1 protein-coding gene and 1 pseudogene are annotated in these 1,458 nt (G+C 44.3%); one reads left to right on the top strand and one right to left on the bottom strand.

Going from position 1 to position 1,458, the window contains the following annotated elements; genetic code table 11:
• Nucleotides 1-124: 124 nt before the first annotated feature.
• A complete protein-coding gene (trpS, locus tag ACOVQQ_RS07770; protein WP_421817700.1) occupies nucleotides 125-1,135 on the bottom strand; it encodes a tryptophan--tRNA ligase in 1,011 nt (336 codons plus the stop codon).
• A gap of 135 nt (nucleotides 1,136-1,270) precedes the next feature.
• Here trpS and ACOVQQ_RS07765 point away from each other — a divergent pair.
• Nucleotides 1,271-1,458, top strand: a pseudogene (locus tag ACOVQQ_RS07765) (1-acyl-sn-glycerol-3-phosphate acyltransferase); the annotation flags it as partial.

Below are 1,458 nucleotides of genomic sequence, written 5' to 3'. Positions count from 1 at the left end.
GTCTGTGTGAATCTGTGCATACTGCGAGCAAACACTGCGCACAGAAAACACCGAAACTCACGAAATTTTACTTGCCTGTCTGTGTGAATCTGCGAATTCTGTGAGCAAATATCGCTTTGCAGACCTAACTTCCGTGAGAGAATGACGCACGAAAACCTAGTTTTGCACGTACCCGCGCGAGCACTCCTTGAGCCGTAGCGCGCGCTTTCTCAGCACCTTTTAACAATTCTTGCTCTACCGAGTCTGGATTGGCCATAAGTTCGTTGTAGCGCGTTCGAATCGGACCGAATACGTCGAGCATGAGCTCGTATAACGCCTGTTTTGCATGTCCGTACCCATAAGTGCCGCTGGCGTTTTCATAATTTATACGCATCGTTTCAATTTGTTCCGGGCTTGCCAGTAGCTTGTAAATCGCGAATATTTTACACGTATCTGGGTTTTTAGGCGCTTCCAAAGGCGTACTATCGGTTTCAATTTGCATAATTTGCTTGCGCAGCGCTTTGTCGTCGGTAAAAATATTTATGACGTTATTGGCCGATTTACTCATTTTTCCGCCATTTGTTCCTGGAACGTAGTTCGCTTCTTGCTGCATCGTGGCGGTAGGCAGCACAAAAGTTTCGCCCATTTGATGGTTAAATCGGGAGGCTACATCTCGGGCAATTTCGATGTGTTGCAACTGATCTTTACCAACCGGAATGTGTGTAGCGTCGTACAACAAAATGTCGGCAGCCATTAAAATCGGGTAGTCAAAAAGTCCGGCGTTTACATCTTCCAAACGATCCGATTTATCTTTAAACGAATGCGCTAAGGTAAGTCGCTGAAAAGGGAAAAAGCAGTTCAGGTACCACGTAAGTTCGGTTACCATAGGCACGTCCGATTGGCGGTAAAACACTACTTTATCCGTGTTTAAGCCACAGGCTAACCAAACGGCAGCGGTTGATAACGTATTTGCGCCCAAGGTTTCGGCGTCTTTAATTTGCGTGATCGAGTGTAAATCGGCTATAAAAAGGTACGATGGCGCCGAATTTTCTTCAGACATTTTTATGGCGGGCAAAATGGCGCCCAATAAATTACCTAAATGCGGCGTTCCCGTACTTTGAATTCCGGTGAGTATGCGTTTCTGCTGATTTTCCATAGCGCAAAGATGCCATTTTTTTGAGAGTTCAAAAACTACTTTTTAATGATTTGCTTTGCTTATTTTTGACCAATGAGGTATTTCAAAAATTTTCTGATACTGCTTTGGCGCATCTATTTTTATATTCTAATAGCCGTGCCCATTTTGCTTATGCTACCGTTTTTGCTGCTGTCGATATGTAAAGAAAGCTGGTATCCCTACTTTTTTGTGATGGCGCGCATCTGGGCAAAAGTCATTTTGTTTGGCATGGGTTTTTATCCGAAGGTCGTTTTTCACGAAGCGCCGGAGCCAGGCAAAAGTTATATGTTTATTGCCAACCATAC

The organism is Flavobacterium sp. (assembly GCF_049240005.1).
Lineage (GTDB): Bacteria > Bacteroidota > Bacteroidia > Flavobacteriales > Flavobacteriaceae > Flavobacterium.
This window is presented reverse-complemented; position numbering and strand designations above follow the sequence as displayed.